This is a genomic window from Pseudomonas sp. St386 (assembly GCF_018325865.1).
In the GTDB taxonomy this organism is placed as follows: Bacteria; Pseudomonadota; Gammaproteobacteria; order Pseudomonadales; family Pseudomonadaceae; genus Aquipseudomonas; species Aquipseudomonas brassicacearum.
The window spans coordinates 907,193-926,711 of record NZ_AP021900.1 but is presented as its reverse complement, the minus strand read 5'-3'; the positions used below and the strand labels follow the sequence as shown (position 1 = coordinate 926,711).

Annotated in this window: 13 protein-coding genes; 3 read left to right on the top strand and 10 right to left on the bottom strand. The window is 56.9% G+C overall.

Annotated features, from left to right (window positions below; translation table 11 throughout):
* Window position 1: 1 nt before the first annotated feature.
* Both KI235_RS03895 and KI235_RS03890 read right to left on the bottom strand, forming a co-directional pair.
* On the bottom strand, window positions 2-835 hold the full coding sequence (locus tag KI235_RS03895) for an oxidoreductase (protein ID WP_212795501.1): 834 nt from the start codon (window positions 833-835) through the stop codon (window positions 2-4).
* Between the two features lie 99 nt (window positions 836-934).
* Window positions 935-2,416, bottom strand: a complete 1,482-nt coding sequence (locus KI235_RS03890) for a leucine-rich repeat domain-containing protein (protein ID WP_212795500.1) — start codon at window positions 2,414-2,416, stop codon at window positions 935-937.
* 446 nt (window positions 2,417-2,862) lie between these two features.
* On the opposite strand from KI235_RS03890, the gene KI235_RS03885 reads away from it, so the two are divergent.
* The 3 genes from KI235_RS03885 (at window position 2,863) to KI235_RS03875 (ending at window position 5,315) form a co-directional block, all read left to right on the top strand.
* The gene (locus tag KI235_RS03885; protein WP_039010463.1) at window positions 2,863-3,135 is read left to right on the top strand and encodes a hypothetical protein; all 273 of its coding nucleotides are present in this window, start codon (window positions 2,863-2,865) and stop codon (window positions 3,133-3,135) included.
* Window positions 3,136-3,318: 183 nt separating this feature from the next.
* Window positions 3,319-4,680 (top strand): Fic family protein, encoded by a 1,362-nt coding sequence (locus tag KI235_RS03880; protein ID WP_114731534.1) that lies wholly within the window; start codon window positions 3,319-3,321, stop codon window positions 4,678-4,680.
* Between the two features lie 197 nt (window positions 4,681-4,877).
* Window positions 4,878-5,315: a hypothetical protein gene (locus tag KI235_RS03875; protein WP_060613274.1), complete on the top strand. Its 438-nt coding sequence runs from the start codon at window positions 4,878-4,880 to the stop codon at window positions 5,313-5,315.
* 169 nt (window positions 5,316-5,484) lie between these two features.
* Here the strand turns inward: KI235_RS03875 and KI235_RS03870 are convergent, their stop codons facing one another.
* The 8 genes from KI235_RS03870 to KI235_RS03835 all read right to left on the bottom strand — a co-directional run bounded on the left by KI235_RS03870 (window position 5,485) and on the right by KI235_RS03835 (window position 19,517).
* Window positions 5,485-5,928 (bottom strand): hypothetical protein, encoded by a 444-nt coding sequence (locus KI235_RS03870; RefSeq protein ID WP_060613273.1) that lies wholly within the window; start codon window positions 5,926-5,928, stop codon window positions 5,485-5,487.
* 165 nt (window positions 5,929-6,093) lie between these two features.
* A complete protein-coding gene (locus KI235_RS03865) occupies window positions 6,094-6,417 on the bottom strand; it encodes a hypothetical protein (RefSeq protein ID WP_235582563.1) in 324 nt (107 codons plus the stop codon).
* Entirely contained in the window at window positions 6,410-7,648 is a 1,239-nt protein-coding gene (locus KI235_RS30315) for a DUF637 domain-containing protein (protein ID WP_258559837.1), read from the bottom strand. The genes KI235_RS03865 and KI235_RS30315 overlap by 8 nt, the downstream gene beginning before the upstream one ends.
* Window positions 7,649-7,940: 292 nt before the next feature.
* Window positions 7,941-8,330 carry a barstar family protein gene (locus KI235_RS03855; protein WP_039010458.1) on the bottom strand — a complete coding sequence of 130 codons (390 nt, stop codon included), beginning with the start codon at window positions 8,328-8,330 and terminating at the stop codon, window positions 7,941-7,943.
* Between the two features lie 186 nt (window positions 8,331-8,516).
* Entirely contained in the window at window positions 8,517-9,602 is a 1,086-nt protein-coding gene (locus KI235_RS03850; RefSeq protein WP_244864310.1) for a hypothetical protein, read from the bottom strand.
* 259 nt (window positions 9,603-9,861) lie between these two features.
* Window positions 9,862-10,329, bottom strand: a complete 468-nt coding sequence (locus KI235_RS03845) for a hypothetical protein (RefSeq protein WP_147282109.1) — start codon at window positions 10,327-10,329, stop codon at window positions 9,862-9,864.
* Between the two features lie 18 nt (window positions 10,330-10,347).
* Window positions 10,348-11,730 (bottom strand): hypothetical protein, encoded by a 1,383-nt coding sequence (locus KI235_RS03840; protein WP_212795499.1) that lies wholly within the window; start codon window positions 11,728-11,730, stop codon window positions 10,348-10,350.
* A gap of 23 nt (window positions 11,731-11,753) precedes the next feature.
* Window positions 11,754-19,517 (bottom strand): hemagglutinin repeat-containing protein, encoded by a 7,764-nt coding sequence (locus KI235_RS03835; protein ID WP_244864277.1) that lies wholly within the window; start codon window positions 19,515-19,517, stop codon window positions 11,754-11,756.
* Between the last annotated feature and the right edge of the window lie 2 nt (window positions 19,518-19,519).

The window sequence follows — 19,519 nt, the reverse complement described above, 5'->3', positions numbered from 1 at the left end:
CTCAACCGTCGGTCGAACGGCTCAGCGCTTCCCATTGATCGATCTCACTGGCCGCACGACTGAGTTTGTCGCGCACCAGGTTCAGTGCATCGCTGCCCAACAGCAAATGCGCGGGTGGCGTCGGGCTGGCAATGATCTGCAACATCGCTTGCGCCGCTTTCCGTGGATCGCCCAGTTGCTTGCCGCTTTTTTCCACGCGCGCTTTACGTATCGGATCGAAACTGGCGTCGTAGTCGGCAATGCTCCGTGCCGTACGCTGCATCGAACGCCCCGCCCAGTCGGTGCGAAACGAACCAGGCGCCACTGCGGTCACGAAGATGTTGAACGGTAGCAGCTCCTTGCTCAGCGTATCGGAGAGGCCTTCGAGGGCAAACTTGCTCGCGCAATAATAAGAAATGCCCGGCATCGTAATGGTGCCGCCCATGGAAGTGATATTGAGGATATGACCGGCACGGCGCTGGCGAAAGTACGGCACGAAGGCCTTGGTCACCGCCACCGCGCCAAACACGTTGACGTCGAACTGGCGACGCATCTCCTCCAGCGGCGATTCTTCGAAAATGCCTTCATGGCCGTAGCCGGCATTGTTGACCAGCACATCGACCGGGCCGTGAGCGGCTTCGATCTCCGCTACTGCGCTATCGATTCGCTCGAACTCGGTGACGTCCAGGATCACGCCATGGGCACGCTCCGTGGAGAGCGCTTCGAAGGCCTGCAACGCCGCCTCACTGCGCACGGTGCCGATGACACGATGGCCTGCTGCGAGCGCCTCTTGCGCCAGGGCGTTGCCCAAGCCGCTGCTCACGCCGGTGATGAAGAGGGTTTTTCTGTTGTGCATGGCGAACTCCACTGGATAAACAGGAGGCCATGGTAACGATCGAAAAATGGCCCACCTATGCCGGTTTGCCTTGGGGCATTGCCTATTCCTATCAGCGCGTCAGATTCCCGGACCGGTCACGTGGGCTGGCAACCTGGCCAAACGATCCCAACCGTTTGCATCGATCCCCGCGCAGTTGGGCAACCACAGTGTTTGCAGCGGAAGTTGCTCCAACACAGGCACCACGGCCGACGTGATCCGCGATTGCCCTGGATCAGCGCCGAGTGTCAGGTCCCGCAGCGGCATACGCGCAAGATGAGCCACCCCGGCGTCAGTCAGCCATGAGCTGTCAAGCAAGCCCAGGCGCTGCAGCGGCAGGTCCCGCAAACAGGCCAAGTCGGCGTCGCGCAGGTTCAGACCACTTATTTCAAGTTGCTCCAACGGCAATCCCAACTCAACGAGTTTGCGCAAGACTTTGCCATCAATGCCCTGGCAATAACTCAGATCGAGCCGTTTCAGCGGCAGCCCGGCCAGTTGTTTCAGCGCCTTCGACGTGATGTCGTTCAAGGACAGGTCCAGGGACTCCAACTGCAACCCGCGCAGATCACTCAACGTACTGGCGCAGACGCCCTGCACATCGGAGAGTCCCAAGCGCTTCAGGGGAAACTCGTGCAGCAAATCGAGCCGCTCGATCACTTGCCGTAGGCACTTGAGGTCCAGGTCTGTGAGCGGCATTCCCTCCAGCACTTCAAGATCGTCTTCGCAGATGAACGCAGAGTGCAGCGAAAGCTTTTCCAGGGGCAGCCCCCGAATCGCCTGCAACACGTTCTCGCTTGCATAACAGTCATCCAGACTCAACGAGCGTAATCCCGTCAGGTCGCGAAGCCAGGACGGATCGTCGAGGATCGCGCCGCTGCCACTGAGGGACAACTGTTCAAGGGGATGACTTGCCAAGTGCGCCATGCCACGAGACGTCAGCTCGCCCACGCGTTGCAAGGTCAGGGAGCGCAGCTTGAGGCGCGACAGTGCAGGAAGGCCGTCGTCGGTCATCTCATCGCAACGGTTCAACGACAATTCCTGCAACGGGCTGTCGCTCAGTTGACGGAGGAAACTGTCGTCGAAGTCTTCGCCGTAGGTTTGCAATTTCAGCCGGCGCAAGCGTGCGGGCGACGGGAGGCAATTGGCGTTATCGTCGCGGGAAAAATTGCTGACCTCCAAGGTTTCGAGGGCATTGGCGGGCAAACGCTGCCACGTCTCCGGCCCGCAGATAAACCTCGGGCTGTTGAGCACCAAGGTGCGCAAGGGCAGCCCGGCCAGGGCGTCACACCACTGGGGTTCGGCGTTGTTCAACTCCAGATGGTCGACCGGCAGGCCACGCAGGTGCGACAGCAAAGGGCCGGGGCGGTTTGTGTGGGCCATGGTGTTCAGTTGAGTCATCACCACCTTAGCCGCCGGATCGCCCAGGCCCGCCGCGATGCGTAAACCTTCCAGTGATGCCTCCCCGGTATCGAGCAGATCGCGATAGAGCGAAGCACGCGTGGTGGTGTCATCGGGGTTGGTGGCGAGTTGGGCGATTAGAGTGTTGCGGTTGGGGGTGTGCACGGTCTAGGAGTCTGCGAAAGGGATTGAAAGGGAATATGAGCGTTAGGGAAGCATAAAAAGGAGTCTTGCTGAAGAGGCTGTCAGGGCTGGGTAGCGCCATATGCTTTCACCCTGTGGCGAGGGAGCTTGCTCCCGCTGGGCTGCGAAGCGGCCCCACGATTTTGCGGTCGCTGCGCAACCGAGCGGGAGCAAGCTCCCTCGCCACAGTCCTCTCTCAGCCATGACGATGTGCCTAATGGACGACTGGTTTCGACCTTGTTGATAGCCACAAAGCGATGTAGGGAAATACCGCCGCTGAAAGGCCAAAGCTCCTACATGAAGCTCGGAAAGCGGTGTCTTGTGGCGCTTGAGCGGAGCGGCCTATAGTTCCTCGTCGCCCCAATGGCGACTCGGGTTTGGCGACCCGGCAACGAGGTAGCTCCTTTCAACTGAATGAGGTCCTACCAATGAACCGATACATGCCCATCACCGGCATCGACTGCATCCCCGCTACCCTGCTGATCGACACCCAAGCCCCACTCGACGTCCTCTTCGAAACCGCCGACTACCGCATCCGCACCGTGACCCAACTGCTGGAAAACATCGCGTTCCGCTCGGAGATCAGTTCCGACACGCTGGTGCTTTCCGACTTCTGCAAAATGCTGACGATCGCGTTGCGCGATGGGTGTGATGTGATGGATGTGATTGGCAGACGATTGCGGTCGCAGGCGGCGGAGTAAGTGAAGACGGGCGACTATGGCCATAACGTAGCCCCAACCGTCGGAAGCAACTACATTTATCTGCTCCGATGAGCTGTGGCGCAGTTCGCCAAGAACTGCGCCACATTTTCAATCCAAAATGGCGCGATTCTGAGAACTGCGCCATAATCGCGCCAAATCTTCTCTAACAGCGCCAACATAACCATGCCTTCGACCACCGACATACTGAACAGTATCCTGGCATCCAGGAGCGGGGCGAGCCTCTCAGAGCTTTTGACCAAGCACCCGGAAATCGCCCGGCGAACGGCGCAGCGCATCCTTGCAAACCTGGTCGAAAGCAGCCAAATCACTGCACAGGGAGAAGGCAGGGCACGACGTTATTTCGCAATAGAACACCAGGCCGAAACCCACGCCCTGAATACTGACACCGATGCCTTCCCTGCCTTCATTCCATTATCTGCAGACAGCCGGGACATACTCGCCTATATCAACCAGCCCACAGAAGCGCGCAAGCCGGTGGGCTACCAACGTGACTTTCTGGACGCCTATCGTCCTAACGAGACAGGGTACTTACCTGAGTCGTTGCGGCGCCAATTGCACAGGATGGGCAAAACCGCAGATGCGACGGAGCCAGCAGGCACTTACAGCCGGGCGGTCCTGAATCGCTTGTTGATTGATCTGTCGTGGGCATCAAGCCATCTGGAAGGGAACACCTACTCACGGCTCGACACGCGACAACTCATCGAGCAAGGTAAGGCAGCACAGGGCAAGGCCGCTATAGAAACGCAGATGATCTTGAACCATAAAACAGCTATCGAGCTTTTGGTCGAGAACATCGAGAGTGCGGAGTTCAACCGTTACACATTGATGAACCTGCATAGCGCCTTGGCCGAAAACCTGCTACCCAACCCAGCAGACGAGGGCCGAATTCGCCAGCACGCCGTCGACATCGGGAAAAGCACCTATCGCCCGCTCTCAACGCTACAGCAAATTGAAGAAGCACTGGATGTCCTGCTTGGCAAAGCCAATCAGATCGCTGATCCGTTCGAGCAGTCTTTCTTCATGATGGTGCACCTGCCCTACTTGCAGCCCTTTGCCGACATCAATAAACGCACATCCCGACTGGCAGCGAATCTCCCCTTGTTCCGAGCCAACCTTTGTCCGCTGACCTTTCTGGATGTACCGGAGCAGGCCTACAGCCGAGCCACATTGGGCGTGTACGAAATGACTCGGGTAGAGCTGCTTCGCGACCTGTATATCTGGGCCTACGAACGCTCAACACAGGAATATCTGGCAATCAAGCAAGACCCTGCGGAGCCGGACCCTTTACGCCTGGCATGGCGAGACTTCATCAAGAAGACCATTCGGGAAATCATCACTCACCCAGAACTTGACCCGTTGTTCTGTATTCAACGCTCGGTAGCGGAATATGTTTCGGAAAGAGAGCAGCCGGAGGTGCAAGCACTGATCGTCGAAGAACTCCGTCGACTGCACGAAGGGGTGCTCGCGCGCTACGGGTTACGGCCATCGGAGTTCATGTCCTGGAAGTCGCGCCATGGCCACTGATGGATGATCACTGAGGTGATGTTTGCCTTCTGCATCGCCGCGCTGAACGCCACCATCGGTGTACTCATCAAAGTGTTGATGAGCACCTTCACGATAGACAAGTTGACGGCCCTTGGGCCAGTCACCTATCCAGCCACACGGCCATCCACCTCTTAAATAGATGGAAAATATTTCCTTTTTCAGATGGAGCTTGAGTTTTGTACAAGAAATTTACAGGGATCGTTTTTCTGCTATTGAGCGGCTGCTCACTGCATCCGTATACCAAGGACGAGCTGCTGAACACTGGCGTAACCAGCCCCGAGTACTGCCTGACGCAAGAGCGGGCGGTGGTCGAAGAGCGGGTGCAAGGCTACCTGAACCACTGCTTTCACCCGCAAGTGACCGAGCTCACAACGGGTGGGAGACTCGTCAATACCATCCAATTGAAAGTCGACAGCAATGCCAAGAGAAGCGACATGGTGCTATGGGCGCCGACAATCTACGGCAGCCAGTTCTATATGAACGTGATCGTCTCGGAAAAGAACCCCGCCTGCAAAACCACCATGACTGCCGTGGCTTCAGGCTGGGCCTTTGAGCGAAACTTTCCGAAGATTCTGGAAAGCGCGAAGGGGGAAGACCCGTGGTGCCCGCTGTAACCACAAAAGAAAGGGATAGCAAAATAAAACTGCGTCATGGGCGAGCGATCAACAATCCGGCTTCTGTGGCGAGGGAGCTTGCTCCCGCTGGGCTGCGAAGCAGCCCTCGCTATTCATCGCCAACGGCTACGCCAACCGACAGAGAGCAAACGCCCTTTACACGATAATATTATTGGACCGCCTGCCCGGCTGATTCAGAAGGCGTCGTTGTGACCGCCGGCTCTATAACTTTCGCGGAACGCCCTGTCTCGACATCACGAACTTCGTAATACCACCATTTCATCGAAGAAACGCCATAAAGCCCATAGGTACGGCCACCGACCAAATCCACGGTCATTTCAATTGGACGTGAGTATCCGGTTCCAATAGCGTACTGCACGGAAAGTTTATGCCGTCCTGCTCCGACTCGATACTCGGTTTGGCGGGCTAGCCAATATAGCGACGTATCGTCATCGATCTCGTCTATCGACAGATGCTTGTCGAACTGCCGAATTGTCGCGACCTCGTCCCAGGGTTTTCCTTCTGCGCTTTTATGTTCGTAATGAATGCACCCGGTCAGCGTGAAGCAGAATAAAGTCATCACTACAAAGCGTAAAACAACATCGTGTCGCATCAATGGCCCTCCAAGGCACGCTTTTATCTCGACTCAGAGAAAAGAAGGAGAGAAAAGGGACAGATCTATTTATAAACCAAGAAAAGCAATGAGCCTGACCCTCTGCGCCTCACAAAATAAATCTGTCCCCTTTTCAGTCTCATTACCCAGTTGCTTTTGCACCAGCTAATCAAGCGAGAATGATGAGAAGTAGAACGACAATTTTTTATCCTCAAGATCACTCAATTGATAACGCATCCTATCAAAGCCGGAATCCAGCTTATTAACGTTCATGTGCATCAACTGAGTTAATCCGCCGCCAAAATCATGGGACGTAAATTGGCAAATATCAATGAATCTGATATTCACGACATCAGCCCCTACCTTTTCAGAGGCCGAAATCGATAGAGATAAATCATAAGCCATCCCGTCAACATTCAACTGAATACTAATTGCATGCAAGCAGTTGTGAGCAACAAGCAATTCATTCAACTCTGGAAGACTAATCATTATTGATCCTCGTCTCTTTCCCATTGGAACCATAGCCTGGACCATATTCATAGGTATGCGTGTGGGGGTCGGAATGATATTCCGCAGGCTTTTCTTGGTTCCCATATCCGTGATTAGTGTAATCCGTTCTTTTAACCTGCCGGCCATACTGGTCGTACTCGATCACAGATTTTTCCAGTTTCCCAGTCGCGGGGTTGTACCTCTCCTGTGTCACACTCCCTATTCCAGGAGTCGTCTGATGCGGTTTCTTCCCGGTAAATACCTCGTCTGGAAACGTTCCTTCCGTTGCAGCAACTTTCGTCCTGCCCGGCGCAGCTGTACCTGCTACCTCTTTTGCACCATCGGCCCCAACCTTAACCCCGGTTGTACCACCCTTACCCCCAGCCGTCGACGAGAACAGCCCCCGGTCCTGATTCAATCCATCCGACGCAAGCTCCGCCAGTAATGCAGCACCCTCGCCTTTTTCGGTGCGCGTATTCTCGATGATGCCGGTATTGATGGCCCGCTCGTTACCTCGGGTAATTACCCAAAGCGCTGCCGAACGATCGAGCCCGGCGCTCCTGCCGTCATGCAGCATCTTCTCATTAGCCGGAATCTCATCCACCAGCTGTTTGGTCACTTGCAAACAGCTCGCCGGGTTATTCCGGCAGTACTGTCCGAACTCTTTGTTCCGAGCCGTATCGAGGTTGTTGTAATAGTCCCTGACGGATTGGCAATCCGCCGGGGAGGCGCACGTATTGAGCTTCTGTTCTCTTTCGACCAGTTCGGCATGGAACAGATAGTTGAATTCCGTCGCTTTCTTGGCGATCGTCGAACCTGTATTCAGGTCGCCATCGACCGCAGCCGCTGCCAGAAGCCCCGTTAGCTGCGACAGCATCAGTTGCAGATCTTTGTTTTCACCCGCCACCTTGGCCATGCCGGGAATCAGCGCTTCATTCAAACCGGCGGCAACCGCACCGGTCTTGAAGTCGCTGCCCGTCAGCTCAGCCAGCAGGCCACCCATGATCGCGTGGGCAACAATTTTCTGTGGGCCGCCATCGGGGAACTTGATGGTATCGCCCACCCAGTTGAAGCCGGTCGCCATCGCCACATTGCCGGCCTCTCCCAGCAGGGCAGCATTGAAATTGCTGCCAAAGCTGCCACCACCGATCGCGGTGGAGATACTGCTGGAGATCACTGCTTGCCCGGTTGTGCGGATTGCAGTGTCAGTCGCGGTGTTCCAACGGAAGATATCCTTGGAGGAATTACTCGCGCTCGATGCCGAACCTGCCGAACCCGTCGAAGGCTCGACGCCTTGAGTGGTCGTGCTGGAGTTCTCCGCACTGCTAAACCATTCTTTGTCCGCGTATGCGGATGCATAGGCGGTAAAACGAAAAAAGGGGACAGACTTATTTATAAACCGCAGAAAAAAGGGGACAGACTTATTTATAAACCGAGCAAAAACAAAAAACTGGCTCCCTCTGTGCTTACAAAAAACAAGTCTGCCCTTTTCTCTACAGCTGCACCGGTTGCTTTTGAACCTATTACATAACGAACACTAAATGGAATGGCGTTCTGCTTTCCGCCCAATACTCAGCAGCTTCCAGCCAAGCCGTTACAAAACACCCCAACGCATATGGGGCCTGAGACCATCCTTTAGCTGCATCGCGTAGAACAAGACAATAACCATCAGCAGGCAACCAATCCATATCACCCAAACACTCGTCAAGAGCGTCCCAGTTGTTTCCAAAATAATCTGGAAACTGCATCGCCGACGCGACAACTGCAAACAAATCCTTATCTGACCTTACGTTCGCTACTGACCTCGCAATTACCATATCCCCTAGAGAGTCCAACTCATCTTTAATCTCCTCAGCGCGAACAAAGTGGATCGAAACTGCCGACGCTTTTTTCAAGTAGCTCATATTCGCCATGACTACCTCCTGACCGCAGAAAAAGGGGACGGATTTATTTAATAACTGAGCAATCAAATAAATCCGCCCCCTTTTTTCCACATGAATTACTACTACTTAGGTATATAGATACAGAATTAGCAACGAAAACAAATGAAAATATTATGGAGGACCACATCCTCATATAAACGCATCTCAAATCTTAAGTCAGAAACTGAAACGGTCCTCAAATACTGTCTGCCCCCCTATTCTGACGACACATTGCCGTGCCACCTCGACGGGTACTACCTTGCCTAAAACCGGCATCATGGCCTTGTAGAACACCTTGTCACAGGCTTCATCTTTACTAAACGGTTGGGCTCTGCCCTCAGCGTCCGCAGTAATGTGGCAGCCCGCTACTAAATCAGCCGGCAGGTCTTTAAAGGCGACAGGCTTTTGAGTAGTGCCCGACTGCGCCTCGATCATTTCATTGCAACCACCGGTTACGGCCCCTTCCTTAACAGTTTTTACAAAAGCAACGCGCTCGTAATCGGTACCGCTGAAAACAGTCTGATCGTTGACGCTAACGCGATACTGCGAAGGCTGGAGCATGATGGATTTGATGCAAAACTGTGTTGTGACCGGCTGATTATTCACCGAGGCCGTTGCCGACTTGCAACCCGGGACTGCGTTGGCGAAGCCACCGTTTTGCGCGCTACCTACGACAGGAATACGCTCCTGAGGCTGCGTAATGTCATAGGTATGCAGTTCACAGCCTCCACCCACAAACTGGAGTTCCGCCAGATAAACCTTGCCTTTCTCCGGCGTGAAAATGGTGCTGATCGGACCGCAACGATAACCGCGGTTGATACTTTCGCCAGTGGCGTAACCCGATACCTCAAATGGCTGATCGGGATCAGCTTGCACTTCCAACTGAGGGAAATGCTTCAAGGTCGCGCTGTGGGCCGTTTCGTTGAGCTTGGCAATCCAGCCGAACACTTTGCCGCGACCGGAATCCACCACTGTCCCCTGCACATCCATACGCCGGTCTGGGTCCGTCGCTCGCCTGATTGCAAATTCCACAGGGACGACATTGCCCGTCGCTTTCATGATCACCTTGGCGTGCTGGGCGTCGACGACAACCTTTTTCTGCTGGAATTGGATACCGTCGCGAAGCAGGTTAGGAGAAGAGTCCCGGACGTTGGATTTGCAGCCGGATAACGTCAGAATCAAGCCAAAAATTAGCAGTGTTGTTTTCTTCATGAATGCTCCAAACGCGTCATTGACGCTTAAATAGAAAAAATTCTTATGCATCAGCACGATAAATAAACTCAGCTTATTGGATCAGGGGAGTACTGACCCAGTCGACTCAGAAGACATAATTTTGATGACCGAATCTAAGACTTTTGCAGAGTATCCGATCTCAACGCCTCACACTTCCCGACTGGCAAACAAAACAACGCCAAACAAGGAAAAAAGGGGACAGATTTATTTATCAACGTACAAACCAACAGGCCTGCTCACCTCATAAAATAAATCCGTCCCCTTTCGATCCTCTGTACCTGCAACAAAATTACTCCTGCCCTGTTTCAATATCTTCGACCCACACAGCTATCCGAGGTAGCGCCATTCCACACTTCGGGCAATTACAGCGAGGAAGCGATAATGCCTTATAAGCAACTCCCAACTCACCATCGACTCCGAAATATAAAGTTGGATCTGAGGGATTAGCAACTTTCCCAACCCAGTTACATTGATCGCAAGCCACCCTTTCAATGAGCACTCGCTGCCATCGTTCACCCATACGATATAAATGTAATGGCACCCAAGGTTTCAACGATTTAGTTAAATGTAGCCCCAAACAGAATTCACCGTCGCGCCCAGATACAAAATCAAGCATATTGCGCACAATAATTTCAAGATTGCCATTGAAAATAGTTCCATCTTTATATTTGCCTATTTTCAAGATCTCCTCCCATTCACTGACACTGGGAGCAATTACAAGCTGACCATCAACCACCAACTCTGTATACTCTTTCACATAGACCTCTTCAGAAATTTATTTTCCAGTTGGAGCTATTGGTTTCAGAAGATCAGAGCCATGCTTTAGCAAAAGTTCGCTCTCTCCGGCACCTGACAAACTCTGCTCAATCAGCCACGAACGGGGTACATATCCACTATAAACCTCACCAGTGCCAGCAAAAAATTTGGCCATTTCAGGGTTAGTCGTAACCGAGATAAGAGTTCTCTCCAGATTAAACGACGCTGGCAGTTCCAGCCCAAAAGCACCGTGAGCTTGAGCATACTGATTTTCAGTCCCCCAAATTTTTAACCACTCTTGATGTGACGCCTTTGACGATGCATAAGCGCCCTCAATGGAGCCAGTTTCATAATACGCTCGCAACGCGGCATCACTGAGGAGATGTCCTGACTCTTTGTAGACGAAATTTTCCGCCCCTTTCGCAGTACCTCGATACACGAGAACCAGATCTTGGCTAAGGGCACCAATCCGCCCCGCCGGAATCAACAGAAGCGAATCTTCCGCAGCCTGCTTCCCTAGCAGCTCGTCATAGGCTGTCGATCCTCCTTGCAAGCCGGCGAGATAGCCAAGTAGCTTTGTCTGATTACTTTTTTCTCGTGAACTGTCCCAATCAGCCCCAGCCAAAAACCCAAGCGTTCCATTTGCAACTTGAGAGCTGGTTCCGGGGAAGTCGTTCCAAAGCCCGTTCCCGAGCACGAGTAGACCTTTTCCAGCGTCGTAGAAGCCTGCCCCAACTCCGGCGCCAAAGGCAATCAAACCCGAGCCGGCCTGACCCAAGGTCGGTCCGCCAAGATTTAAGTTTTTATCATAGTACCTAGTTTGCGCATTGACATCTGGGTTCGGATATCCAAACAGGTTCCCGTTAACTAGATATTCGCCATTCTCCAAGGGATCATTGAATGAGCCAGGATGATTATTACGATAATTCTGAAGCAGCTCCTTTGTTTCATCAGCCGTATAAGTTTTTGTATCATCGGCAAACTTAGGTACATCCCCAGATGCGTCGTTGATAGCATACCGTCCAGCCAACGGTGCTAACGCCGCCCCCAGATATTCCAATGTCACGTCATCAAACTGACTATCAGTCCCACCAATCTTCTTGTTCCAATCTGCATCGGTATAAAACGCAAACGCCCGCGCCATCTGCTGCTCGGCCTCGGCCTGGGTGATGCCCAGGCGGGTAGCCAGCATCGGTGCTTGCTGCTCAATCAAGCGAGCTTCGGTGGGGTGGGCCTGGCGGTTGTATTTTTCTACGTTGCTCGCAATGGTCGCGCCGCTCGCCTGTGCGATGCCACCTTTGCCTACCGCCGCCCCCAGACCTGCTGCCAGCAAGGCATTAAAGGCATCCCGGCTGTCGATACCGATACCGCCGTCTTTAAGCACTTTGTCCATGGCCGGCATGATTGTCGCCGAGGCTCCCGCGCTCAGCGCCCCCCGGCGGCCGTGCCGCTGGATAAGCCTTGCGCAGCGCCGGCCAGGCTGTGGAGCAAGACGCGCGCAGCACCGCCCTCGCCCCATGCGGCCTGAAGCGTTTTGTCTTTCTGGCGCGTCGCCTCTGCCAACTGTTGGTCGGCGTAATCGCCAATTTTCTTGTATGTGTCGGCGGCCGTGGTGTTCGCCACCAGCCCCACCGCCGTGGTGCCCCCAACGCTGCCCAGACCCGCCGCAATCAAGCCCGCGGCAATATCAGCCATGAAACGTTTGTCACCGCCCACGTCCCAGCTCTTGGCATCCGCGATCGCAGCATTGCGTTCTTGCTCGGTCGAAGCGTTTCGAGCTCTTTCACTAGCAGCCTGTTGCTGCGTACTGGCGACTTCGGAGATGACCGTCTTGGATAAGGCAACGGTGCTTTGGATCAGCTCGATCCGCTCCTCCATTGCCTTTTCATCTGGACGGTCCAACCGCGAATTGGCGTTGTCGGTGTCCCGGCTCAGCCCCACAAGATCATTGGCCCCTGCCGCATTGCGGACCGTGATCGTGCCTTCGCTGACAGCACTGCGCGTGGTGCTGTGGTCGGAATCCTTGAGCGACAGCGGAACGCTGCCACCAAAGGTGGTACCTGGCTTCAAGTCGCCATAACCACTGCCATAAGAGACGTTGAAGCCCGCAGACTGGCTCTTGATCTCACTGACGTTCTTGATGTCACTGACGATCAGCCTGTCCGTGCTCAAGCTGTTCTTATCGGCCGTGGCCTCGCTGGCAATCACCGAGCCTTGCAGCACGGTGTTCTTGCCCACGGTGATGTTGTAGCCGTCCTTGCCGGCGAACAGACCGCTTTGATCAGTCACCGCCTCGTACTTGCTGTTCATGTTGCTAGCGGCGATGTTGGCGGTCGCCGTCACCGTTTCGCCGTAACAGAACGGCGGTACACAGATGCTGGCGCCAAAGCCGCCGCTGGTTTGCTTGTTCTTGTGCTCGGACGTGTCTTGCCGCGAAGCGATGTTCAGGTCACCGCCAACCAATGCCTGGATGCTGTCGGCATGGATCTGTGCGCCAGCCAGGGTCGTGTCATTTCCGCTCTGCAGTTTCAGCGAGCCCGTATCCAGGGTGCTGTTGACCTGCGTGACGTCGTGACCGCTCCCCTTGCCTTTGGCGAGCTGGGCACCCAGGTCGAGGGTGAAACCGTTCTGCGAGCCGATGTTGAAGCTGGCCCCAATGGCGGTCTTGTTGTTGCTGCTATGGTTCTCACGATCTTCGGTGTTTTGTGCACTCTCGAACGTGATGTCGTTCTTGGCCAGCAGCAGCGTATCGGCCGCCTTCAGCTTACTGCCGAGAACATGGATATCCCCGGCGGTCCCAGCAGCCTGGCCCGACGCAACGATCAGCAGGCTGCCGCCGCTGTTGACGGTGGTCTGCTTGGCGGTGGTGCTGTCGTATTGCATAGTGCTCTTGCTGTGGGTGCTGGCCAGCTCCGTCCCGATCTTGAACACGGCACCACTACTATTTGGGCTGCCACTGGCGGCCGCAGCAAGATCGTCAACCCGATCGCCCATGCCGTTGAGCGCCATCAGGGCTTGTGCCCCCTTCACGGCTTTCAGACGACCATCATCGGCGTTCCGCGCAGCCTTCGCGTTGTCCCGGATGCTCTTCACCGTATCGACAATCGCCCCACCCACCACGCGCCCTACGGCGAGACCGCTGGATTTGTCCGTGCTGCTCTGGCTGGCACTTTCCATACCGGCAGCCAAGGTGACGTTGGAACCCGAGAGGTTGGTGTCCTTGGTACTGACCAAATCACTGGCCACCACACTCAACTCACGCCCAGCCGTAAGCGTTACATTGCCGGCACTGGAGCCAACTGTGCTGCCGGTAAGCGTGGTCTCTGTAGCCGTGCCGTTGTGCTTCTGACTGTTGATAAACAGATGCTGATTGCCCGTCATGTCATCCAGGCCCAGCTTGTTACCGGTCAGCACACCTGTCAGGTCGCGATTCTTTTCCTTGTGCATATCGGTGCGCGAAAAGGTGTTCTGCGCCGCATCGATGGTCAGGTCGCGCCCGGCCTGGACCGCCAAATCACCGGTACTGACCAGGGACGAGCCCGTCACTTTCACATCTTGGCCGCCCGCGACGGTGACCGTCTCGCCTGAGACCATGCTGCCCACGGCAGTCGTGCGCTTCTCATCGACCTTGTCCTGGACTTTGCTCGACTTGAACCCGCCCCAACTGCTTTTGCTCTCCTTGCGCTCATGGCGGGCGCTGTCGGAGTCGGTCACGGCAAGAATCTGTACGTCCTTGCTTGCGACCAATTTCGTCGCGCCTTTCTCGGAAGTCACGGCGCTACCTGCCAACAGCAGGTTTTCACCCGCCACCAGCGTACTGTCGCCACCGGAACTGACCAGGCTGCCCACCTGGGTGGTACTGTCCGTTTCATTCAGCCGGAATTTCTTCCCGGAAGAAGACTTCTTGGTCTTGCTGTAGAAGCTGTAGTCCTGATCCGCAGCAGCCTTCAGGGCGAGGTTGTTACCCGCCACCAGGTACGCCTCATTCCCCGCGTTGACCGTACTCGCTACCAGCGTGAGATCCTGCCCCGCGCTCAGCGTCGCATCCCCGCCCGCCTTGAGCGCGGTGGACACCTGCTGGACATGATCCTCGATGCTCTTGACCTTCTTGCTCTGGCCATACGAATGCTGTTCATTCGCCGCGGGCCCCAAGGTCAAGTTCTTGGTAGCGACAATGGCCAAGTTCCGCTTGGCTTCGACCTGGCTGGCGATCACGTTGAGGTCAACGCCCGCAGCGGCCTGAAGATCCCGCCCAACCGTAACGCTAGAACCATTCTGGGTAATGGTCTGGTCTCGATGTTTGCTGCCCTGCGTATGGCTGTCCACCTGCTCGGCGGCGGTGATGTTCATATTTCGGGCTGCGCGCAATGTAGTGTCGTTACCACTCTTGAGCACACCACCAACATTGGCGATATCCCGCCCAGCGCCCGCGCTCAGGTCATGACTCGCCTCAATCCGCGCCGCGCTGTCAGCAAATTCGCGTTGCTCAGTCTTGTAACCAGTGCCGCTGGCATGCCGGGTAATGGTTCGCTCATTGGTCAAATCACCCGCCACGGCAACAACACTGACATCCCGTCCAGCAATAACCCCACCCGCCCTGTTAGTCAGGTTATTACTCGCCAACGCATCCAGCCGACCACCCGCTTCCATCAACCCACTGTTGACCAAGCTGTCGCCCGCCGTCGCCCTCAGGTTGCTGGACGCACGCAAGGTGCCCGCATTGTTCAGGTTCTTACCCGCAATCAGGCTGACGTCTGAACCCTGAATCAGCGCACCATTTGCCGCCAGACGATGATTGGCCTGGGCCAGATAAAGCACCGGCACCAACACCTGTTGATTATTCACCGTCCGGTTTTCCATCCAGACGATGTCATGGGTCAGGGCCGCAACCTGTTCGGCGGTCAGGCTGACGCCCAGGGACAGGTTGAGACTGTCCTTGCTGGCGATGGCGTTGTTCATCAGGTACTTGAACATGCCGTCGTCGGAGTTCTGGCCGTCGAGGAAGCGTTGGCCGGTGCGGGCGATCACCGCCTGTTGGATCAGGCGTTGTTCGTAGAAACCGTCGCCCAGGCGCTTGGCGGCGGTATCCGGGTCGTAGCCCAGGTTTGTCAGCAGGTAATCGGAGCTCATGAACCGGCGCATGTCGGTCAGCGCCGGGTTGGTCTCGATCAGGTACTTTTGCGGGTTGGCCTGGAACGAACGGTCCGGCAGGCCACGCACTTGCGTCAGGCCCGTGCTCTGGGTCGGCGTGGTGGAGCCGTCGCCGCTCATGCGGAACAGGCCGTTTTGCCCGGTGGGCAAGTCAAAACCCGGCAAGGACAGCGGATCGACTTGTTGCTGGGTCAGGCTCGGGGGTAGCTGCCGATTGACGCTGATACGGGTCGAGAAGGCGTTGTCGGCCTGGGTGTCGGTGCGCGGGCCAGCGCCGACGTAGTGGTAGCCGCCACGCACGACGCTGTTGTCGGCGTTGCCCTGGATGCGGACGTCGACCGCGCCGCCGGCCTGGATAATCGCGGCATAGGTCTGGTTATCGGTGGTATTGGTTTGGGTGCGAAACTGCGGCAATTCACGCTCGGTCATGCCGATGAAGCGGCTCATCGCTGCTTCGAGGCCACCCAGGTCATTGGCGTTGTAACCCGGGCTCTGCAACCAGTATTTGTTGGTGAAGTCATTCGCGGCGGCGCGCCAGCCACCCGGGCTGCGCGTGCGTTCGGACATGAAGGTGCGCGACGTTTCGGTCTCGCCAGTCTCGATGCCGATGTTGTTCAGGCTGACGAGATTGGCGGTCAATGCGCCGCCGACGCCGATGCTGCTGCTCCGGTTGGTCAGGGTGTCGCCCTGGATATTCAGGTTGCCGCCGGTGGTGATGCTGGAGGCGGCGCTGGCCGCAGTGACTTCGAACTTGTCGCGCTGGACGATCTGCCAGACGTGGTTTTCCTTGCCACCGCTGCAATCACCGGCGTTGACCCCTTCGATGCAGGCCACTTCCCTGATCGAGGCGGTGTAGATGCCTGCATCGTGGGTGGTCAAGACCTCGCGGACGTTGTCGATCGTGCTGGCCGCCAGGCGCATGTTGCCGTCGCTCTGCAACGAGCCGGAGCTGTTGAGAATGCGGGTGGCACGTGTGCCTAGGCCATCGCGATCAATGCTCAGATCACCCAGGCTGTAGATATCGGCATAGCGGTTGGTCAGGCTATTGACGCGCAGGCTGGTATTGCCGCCGCTGAAGATCAATCCGTGCTCGTTGAGCAGGTCGCCGGTCGATACGCCGAGCGCGCCGGCACTGCCCAGCGTGCCGTAGTTGTTGATCGTGGCGGCCGTGACGCTCAGGTCCGCCGCCGAGGTCAGGCGACCGTAGCTGTTGAGGACGCCATCGACCACGACGGTTGTGTTGCCGCCGCCAGCGATACTGCCGTTTTGCTCCAGACTGATCAGCGCGGCCTTGAGGCCCAAGGTGCCGAGACTGCTCAAGCGACCGTTGCCTGTATAGGCGCCGGTCAGTTGCAGGTCGATGGCCCCGTCGCCGCCGATCAGGCCGTCAACCCGCCAGTTGCTGCCACGGCCTACCATGCTGTCGGTGCTGAGCAACTGGCCCGTGGCGGTCTGGGTCAACTGATCGACATTCACGACCAGGTGCCCGGCCTGGATCGCCGTGCTGTTGGTCCAGCGATCAGCCGTCACCGTCAGGTTGCCGTAGGTCACCAGCTGTCCGCCGGCCTGCCCCAGGTTGGCTTGGCTGATGCCGAACAATCCCAGGCCAGTGTGCAACAGCTTGCCACCCACGTTCTGAATGCTGCCGGTGTCCAGGCCCACATTCTGGCTGGCGGTTTCCAGGGTGCCGTCGTTGTTATCGAACAGGCCACCGATGTTGAACACCGTGGTGCTGTTCTGGCCCAGGGTGCGCAGTTGGCCTTTCTGGTTGCTCAGGCTGGCGGCCAGAATATCCAGGCTGTCCTGGCTTTCGATGATGCCGGCGTTGTTGTTCAGCGCCCCCGAAAGGTCAAAGTCGATGCGACTGGCACTGACCTGCCCGCCGCCGCTGTTGTCCATGCCCCGGCCAGTGACCCAGACCTTGCCCGTGGCGTATATCCCACCGTTGCGATTGTTGATATCCGCAGCTGCGTTGGTGACCACGACATCGCCAGCTTGTGCAGCCATGCGTCCGCCGTCGTTGAACAGCCCAGCCAAGGCTCGGATGCTGAGTCCTTGGGCCTGGATCGTGCCGCCCTGGCGGTTCACGTCATAGCCGTTTTTCAGCACACCGGTGGTTCGTGCCTCCAGCGCGGCCTTGACGCTGGACAGCACGCCGCCACGGTTGTCCAGGTTGGTGGCGAAGACACTCAGCTTGGCGTCCTTGGCGATGATGCTGCCGCCCTGGTTATCGATGTCGCCGGATACATCCACGGTGACCAGGCCCTCGCCTTGCAGCGTGCCCTTGGCGTTATTCAGGCTGGCGGCATCGAGCTCGACCTCGGCAGCACGGCTGGCGAGCAGGCCTTTATCGGCGTTGTTGACCGCGCCGGTGGCGCTGACCAGCAACTTGCCATTGGCGGCGACGGTGCCTTTGTTGCTGTTGTCCAGGCTGGCGGTGCGCACGGTCATGACGCCTTGGCTGGATAGCTCGCCGCCCCGGTTATTGATCGCGCCCGCGTTGGTGATGTCGAGGTTCTTGCCGGCCATGACCAGGCCGGTCAGGTTGTCCAGGCTGCCGAGGACCAGGGTCGCGCTGTTCAGGCTCGAGAGTTCACCTGCATTGTTTTCCAAATGGCCCAGGTTGGCCGTCAGCAGGCCCTGGCTATTGATCAGGCCGCCCTGACTATTGAGGACTTGATCGGCGCTCAGGTGCAGTTCGGTGTTACCCAGGATCCGGCCTTTATTGCGGTTATCCACAACGTTGCCGGTGACGGTGGTCTTGCCCTGCCCACTGAGCGTGCCGCCCTGGTTGTTCAGCGCTGCGGTGGTCGTGACATTCAGGTCGCGACTGGCGATGACGGTTTTGCCGCCATTGTTCAGTTGCTTGGCAATGAGGGTGATATCACCCGTGTCATTGCGGCTGTTATCGGCGTTGACCCCGGCTTCGATAATGCCGTTGTTGCTCAGCGTGCCACCGCTCTCGAGGTGAATGCTGTCGCGCGCCACCAGGTTGTTCTGGCTGGTCAGGTCGCCCTGGGTCTTCACGTCCAAGCGGCTGCCGGCGTACACCTGCCCTCGGGTTTCCAGGCTTTTGGCCTTGATGTCGACGGCACCGGCAGCAGCCGTCTGCGCCAAACTCAAATGCCCATTGGCATCCAGCTGAATATCCCCCCCACTGGCAACCATCTTGCCGTCCAGCTTCACCCCAACCCCGGCCTCGGTGCCCACCAGCTTGATCGCGCCAGCGTACATACCGCCCAACGCCGAAGAGTCGATGGCCAGCTCTGGTTTCGCACTGCCGTCATCGGCACGGGCAGTGGCGTTCAGGGTATTGGCGTTGACGTCATTGCGCCCAGCCACGATGGTCAGGTTCTTAGCCTGGATCTCAGCGTTGATCTTGGCGCTGTGGGTGATGATTTCGAAGCGGTCGACGTTGTTCGCGTTCAGACCCGCGCCTTCAATGGCGACGCTGCCCTGGTCCACCTGGTAGCGACCCACCTGGCCGTTTTCGATGATCGGCTTGCCCGTGGTCAGGGTCGCCTTCGGGGTATTGATAAACCCGCAGCCATTGCAGGTGATGCCATAGGGGTTGGCGACGATCACATGGGCCGACTGCCCCGCCACTTCGGTGTAGCCGCGCAACTGGCTCGGGTTGCCGCCGTTGACTTCGTTGAGGATGACTTTCGCGGCCGTGGCCTGGAGGTTCGGGTTGCCGAGGATGATCCCGCCCAGTTGCGTCGCCTGGGCGGGGTTGGTGGCGTTATTGAGGATCACGCCGTTGCTGCCGACGTTGTAGTCCTTGAACTGGTTGTGAGACAGCCCGCTGCCATTGGGCTTGGCGATGTTGACCACGGGCACGCCGTTGCCGGCCTGGCCGAGGCTGGTGCCCGGGGCGCTGACCACGATGCCGTCCGCCTGGGCCCACATTGGCTGCCAGAACATGACGTTTGCCAGCAGGAACGCCAGGCCACGCTTGGGCATGCCCCAGAAGGCGTCGCGGGTTTTCAGGGCAGCAGAAGGCTGGCGGGCCAGGAAGGCGTATTGGCGGTCGTCCATGA

Excerpts from the sequence above, each read along its gene's own strand:
- KI235_RS03895 (WP_212795501.1), bottom strand. The coding sequence starts at position 835 with ATGCACAACAGAAAAACCCTCTTCATCACCGGCGTGAGCAGCGGCTTG.
- KI235_RS03885 (WP_039010463.1), top strand. The coding sequence starts at position 2,863 with ATGAACCGATACATGCCCATCACCGGCATCGACTGCATCCCCGCTACC.
- KI235_RS03880 (WP_114731534.1), top strand. The coding sequence starts at position 3,319 with ATGCCTTCGACCACCGACATACTGAACAGTATCCTGGCATCCAGGAGC.
- KI235_RS03870 (WP_060613273.1), bottom strand. The coding sequence starts at position 5,928 with ATGCGACACGATGTTGTTTTACGCTTTGTAGTGATGACTTTATTCTGC.
- KI235_RS03865 (WP_235582563.1), bottom strand. The coding sequence starts at position 6,417 with ATGATTAGTCTTCCAGAGTTGAATGAATTGCTTGTTGCTCACAACTGC.
- KI235_RS03855 (WP_039010458.1), bottom strand. The coding sequence starts at position 8,330 with ATGGCGAATATGAGCTACTTGAAAAAAGCGTCGGCAGTTTCGATCCAC.
- KI235_RS03850 (WP_244864310.1), bottom strand. The coding sequence starts at position 9,602 with ATGCATAAGAATTTTTTCTATTTAAGCGTCAATGACGCGTTTGGAGCA.
- KI235_RS03840 (WP_212795499.1), bottom strand. The coding sequence starts at position 11,730 with ATGCCGGCCATGGACAAAGTGCTTAAAGACGGCGGTATCGGTATCGAC.
- KI235_RS03835 (WP_244864277.1), bottom strand. The coding sequence starts at position 19,517 with ATGGACGACCGCCAATACGCCTTCCTGGCCCGCCAGCCTTCTGCTGCC.